The sequence below is a fragment of the Segeticoccus rhizosphaerae genome (assembly GCF_009192725.1).
GTDB lineage: Bacteria > Actinomycetota > Actinomycetes > Actinomycetales > Dermatophilaceae > Segeticoccus > Segeticoccus rhizosphaerae.
The window spans coordinates 1-4,226 of the sequence record NZ_VOHR01000316.1 but is presented as its reverse complement, the minus strand read 5'-3'; the positions used below and the strand labels follow the sequence as shown (position 1 = coordinate 4,226).

The 4,226-nt window shown below is 70.0% G+C and carries 5 protein-coding genes; 2 read left to right on the top strand and 3 right to left on the bottom strand.

The window, feature by feature from the left end; all coding sequences use genetic code 11:
* On the top strand, window positions 1–343 hold a 343-nt coding region (locus tag FRW57_RS18080), incomplete at its 5' end, for a DUF3866 family protein (RefSeq protein WP_152186655.1).
* A gap of 10 nt (window positions 344–353) precedes the next feature.
* Here FRW57_RS18080 and FRW57_RS18075 read toward each other — a convergent pair.
* The 3 genes from FRW57_RS18075 to pafA form a co-directional block, all read right to left on the bottom strand.
* Window positions 354–740, bottom strand: a complete 387-nt coding sequence (locus tag FRW57_RS18075) for an FKBP-type peptidyl-prolyl cis-trans isomerase (RefSeq protein ID WP_137122993.1) — start codon at window positions 738–740, stop codon at window positions 354–356.
* Window positions 741–769: 29 nt separating this feature from the next.
* Window positions 770–1,780, bottom strand: coding sequence for an FKBP-type peptidyl-prolyl cis-trans isomerase (locus FRW57_RS18070; protein WP_137122994.1), 1,011 nt, complete (start codon window positions 1,778–1,780; stop codon window positions 770–772).
* 88 nt (window positions 1,781–1,868) lie between these two features.
* Window positions 1,869–3,230: a Pup--protein ligase gene (gene pafA / locus FRW57_RS18065; RefSeq protein ID WP_152186654.1), complete on the bottom strand. Its 1,362-nt coding sequence runs from the start codon at window positions 3,228–3,230 to the stop codon at window positions 1,869–1,871.
* Between the two features lie 82 nt (window positions 3,231–3,312).
* Between pafA and FRW57_RS18060 the strand changes: the two genes are divergently transcribed.
* Window positions 3,313–4,226 (top strand): NAD-dependent epimerase/dehydratase family protein (locus tag FRW57_RS18060; protein ID WP_152186653.1); only part of this gene is annotated, 914 nt, incomplete at its 3' end.

Genomic DNA, 4,226 nt, shown 5'->3' with positions numbered 1-4,226 from the left:
GTCGCTGCGGGTCTCCCAGGCCGACGCGCGCGAGCGGCACCGCGGGCTGTCGCACCACAGCCGGACGGCCTACGGCAGGGTCGCCCTGGTGGCGGCCGATGTGCCGGTGCCGATGCTGGGTGGCGAGGTGGGGGACCTCGTGCGGACCGGCGCCGACGAGCTGGTGCGCGACAGCGCTGGGCGGCTCACGGCATACGAGATCGACCTGACGGGGCTGGACGCGGCCCTCTCGGCCAGCCCCGTGCCCCTGTCGACCATGGGGCGCGGACTCCACCAGGACCGGGCGTCCTTCGTCGCGGCGGCCGCGGCCGGCCGCCACGCCGCGAGACTGCTCGGGAGCTAGTGGGTGCCGGTCAGCGGACGTCGACGAGGTCGACGACGAAGATGAGCGACTCGCCCGGCTTGATGGCTGCTCCCGCACCGCGGTCGCCGTAGCCGAGCGCCGCCGGGATGGTCAGCTTGCGGCGGCCGCCGACCTTCATGCCGACGATGCCCTCGTCCCAACCGCGGATGACCTGACCGACACCGAGCCGGAAGTCGAGGGGTTCGCCGCGGTTCCAGGAGGCGTCGAACTCCTCGCCGGAGGAGTGGGCGACCCCGACGTAGTGCGCGCTGACGGTGTCGCCCGCCGCGGCCTCGCGGCCGTCGCCCTCCTTGACGTCCTCGATGACCAGCTCGGTGGGTGGCTGGTCACCGGGAAAGTCGATCTCCGGCTTGGTGGTCTGCGGGTCGAAGCCCATGGGGAATCCCTTTCGGTGGTACGGCGTCGTCAGCTCGCGGCCAGCAGGTCGACCACGAACACCATGGTGTCGGTGCCCTTGATCGGACCCTGTCCCTTCTTGCCGTAGCCCTCGTCCGGCGGCACGACCACCAGCAGCCGGCTGCCGACCGGCTGGCCCTGCACGGCCTTGTCCCAGCCGGCGATGACCTGTCGGGGCTGAGCGCCCACCTGGAAGGTGAACGGCTCTCGGCCGATGCTGCTGTCGAAGACCTTGCCGTTGCGCCAGAGGACCCCGGTGTAGTTCACGGTGACCTGCTGGCCAGGCTTGACCTCGGCGCCCTTGCCCTTGATCAGGGGCTGGACCACGAGCTTCTTGGGAGCGGCGTGCTTGGGGATGGTGAACGAGGCCGGCTTGTCCGCCGTGACCTTGACCTTGGGCAGGCCCGGCTTCGGCTTGACCGCCGTGCCCTGGGCCGACTTCAGCGGGGTGGTGGCCTTCTGGATGTCCACGTAGAACAGCAACGTGTCGTTGGGGCCGATGCCGAGCTGGGAGTTGCCGTTGCTCCCGAAGGCGTCGGCCGGCGGGATCGCCACGACGACCTTGGAGCCGACCTTCTGCCCCGGCAGCCCCTTGACCAGACCGGGGAAAAGACCCTTGGCCGCGAGGTCCAGCGTGGCCGCGGACTTGCCGTAGTTGCTCTCCAGCTGCTTGCCGTTGGAGCCGTTGACGACCAGGTAGTCGACGGTCAGGGTCTGCGCCTTGGTCACCTTCTCGCCGTCACCTGGGGACACCACCTTGGTCTCGGTCTGGGACACGGAGAAGGGCTTGTGCTTCAGGCTGACCTGCGGGCCGTTCTTGCCCTTGCTCTTCACGACGAGGTCGGTGAGCGGGCTGTCGGAGGCCTGCGTCGCGCCCCCCGAAGGGGCCGAGGCCGACCCACCGGGCGTGCTTGAGGCCGAGGGCGAGGCACTGCCGCCCGAGTCACCCGAGCCGCACCCGGCGACGAGCAGCAGCGGAAGGACGCCTGCGGCGAGCAGGCGGTTTCGGTTCAGACGCACGCGAGAAGACCTTTGATCGGGGGGAGGTTGCCGTCGTTCACGATAACCGCAGAGCCTGTGAGTTCCCCAAAGGGGAGCCGTGAGGTTGCTACATGCTTTCGATCAGCCGGGCCACCCGGGCGTCGACCGCGGCGAACGGGTCCTTGCACAGGACCGTGCGCTGGGCCTGGTCGTTGAGCTTGAGGTGCACCCAGTCGACGGTGAAGTCGCGACGGTGCTCCTGGGCGGCCCGGATGAAGTCTCCGCGCAGCTTGGCCCGCGTGGTCTGCGGGGGCACCGACTTGGCCTCGAAGATCTCCAGGTCGGTGCACACGCGGGCGGTCTTGCCCCGCCGCTGCCACAGGTAGAACAGGCCACGTTCACGGTTGATGTCGTGATAGGTCAGGTCGATCTGCAGCATCCGGGGGTCGTCCAGCGCGAGGTGGTGCTTGTCGGCATACCGGCTCAGCAGCTGGTACTTCATCACCCAGTCGATCTCGGTGTCCACGCTGGACAGGTCGTCGGACTCGACTGCGGACAGGGTGCGCTGCCACAGGTCGAGAACGCTCTTGTGCGTGGGGTCGTCGAGCCCCTCGCGATCGGCGAAGGCCGCCGCCTTCTCGTAGTACTCGCTCTGGATGTCCAGCGCGGACAGCTCGCGTCCGTTGGCCAGCCGGACCTTGTGCCGGCCGCTCATGTCGTGGCTGATGTCGCGGATCGCCCTGATCGGGTTCTCCAGCGTCAGGTCGCGCATGATCACGCCGGCCTCGATCATCCGCAGCACGAGGTCGGCCGACCCCACCTTCAGCATGGTCGTGGTCTCGCTCATGTTGGAGTCGCCGACGATCACGTGCAGGCGGCGATACTTCTCGGCGTCGGCGTGCGGCTCGTCCCGGGTGTTGATGATCGGACGTGACCGGGTGGTCGCGCTGGACACGCCCTCCCAGATGTGATCGGCGCGCTGGCTCAGCGAGTAGGTCGGGGCCCGTCCGACGGTGACGATCTTGCCTGCGCCACAAGTGAGTTGGCGGCTGACGAGGAACGGGATGAGGATGTCGGAGATCCTCGCGAACTCGCCCTGCCGGCCGACGAGGTAGTTCTCGTGGCAGCCGTAGGAGTTGCCGGCCGAGTCGGTGTTGTTCTTGAAGACGTAGATCTGGCCGGCCACGCCCTCCTCGGAGATCCTGGCCTGGGCGTCGTCCACCAGCCCCTCGACCACCCGCTCCCCCGCCTTGTCGTGCACGACGACCTGACGCACGTCGTCGCACTCGGGAGTGGCGTATTCCGGGTGGCTCCCGACGTCGAGGTAGAGCCGGGCGCCGTTGGCCAGGAAGACGTTGCTGGAGCGGCCCCACGAGACGACCTTGCGGAAGAGGTAACGCGCCACCTCGTCGGGGGTCAGTCGGCGCTGGCCCTCGAACGTGCACGTGACGCCGTACTCGTTCTCGATACCGAAGATCCGCCGCTCCATGTCCTCACTCTAGACACGGCCTCCGCTCTGCGCTCAGCGAAGTTGCGCGACCCGCCGGGGTGCGCGTGCTTGGGTGGTGGCCATGCGCATCCTGATCCTCGGTGGCACCGCCTGGCTGGGCGGCCAGATCGCCCACACCGCTCTCGACCGCGGCCACGACGTGACCGCTCTGGCCCGCGGGGAATCCGGCAGCGTCCCGGCCGGAGCCACCCTGGTGCGCGCCGACCGCTCACGACCGGACGCCTACGACCGGGTCCGTGGGCAGGACTGGGACGCGGTCGTCGATGTGACCTGGCAGCCCGGCTTCGTGCGGTCGGCCACCACCGCGCTCGCGGGACGCGTCGGGCACTGGGTCTACGTCTCCTCCTGCTCGGTCTACGCCGACCACGACACCCCCGGCGCAGACGAGTCCGCTGCGCTGCTGCCCGCCCTCGACTCGGACACCGCTGACCGGGAGACGTATGGCGAGGCGAAGGTCGCCTGCGAGGCGCTCCTTCGTGAAGCGGTGGGCGAGCGACGCTGCACCCTGGCCCGGGCCGGGCTGATCGGTGGCCCCGGCGACCACACCGACCGCACGACCTACTGGCCGTCGCGGTTCGCCGCCCCAGCCGACCCGGGACACGGGGACGGCTCCGGCGGAGCCGTCCTGGTGCCCGACTCCCCCGCCCTCAGCACCCAGGTGATCGACGTGCGCGATCTCGCCACGTGGTTGGTGCACTGTGCCGAGGGCCGGGTGGCCGGTGCCTACAACGTCAGCGGCCACGTGACCTCGCTGCCCGACCACCTGGCCACCGCCCGGCGGGTCGCGGGGCACACCGGGCCGCTCTTGCGGGTCGGCCAGAACTGGCTCGCCGAGCATCGGGTGGAGCCGTGGGCCGGCCCGCGCTCGCTGCCGCTCTGGTTGCCGTTGCCCGAGTATGCCGGGTTCTCGGCCCGCGACATCGGCGCGGCCCTGCGGGCCGGTCTGACGCCACGGCCCCTGGCCGAGACGCTGGC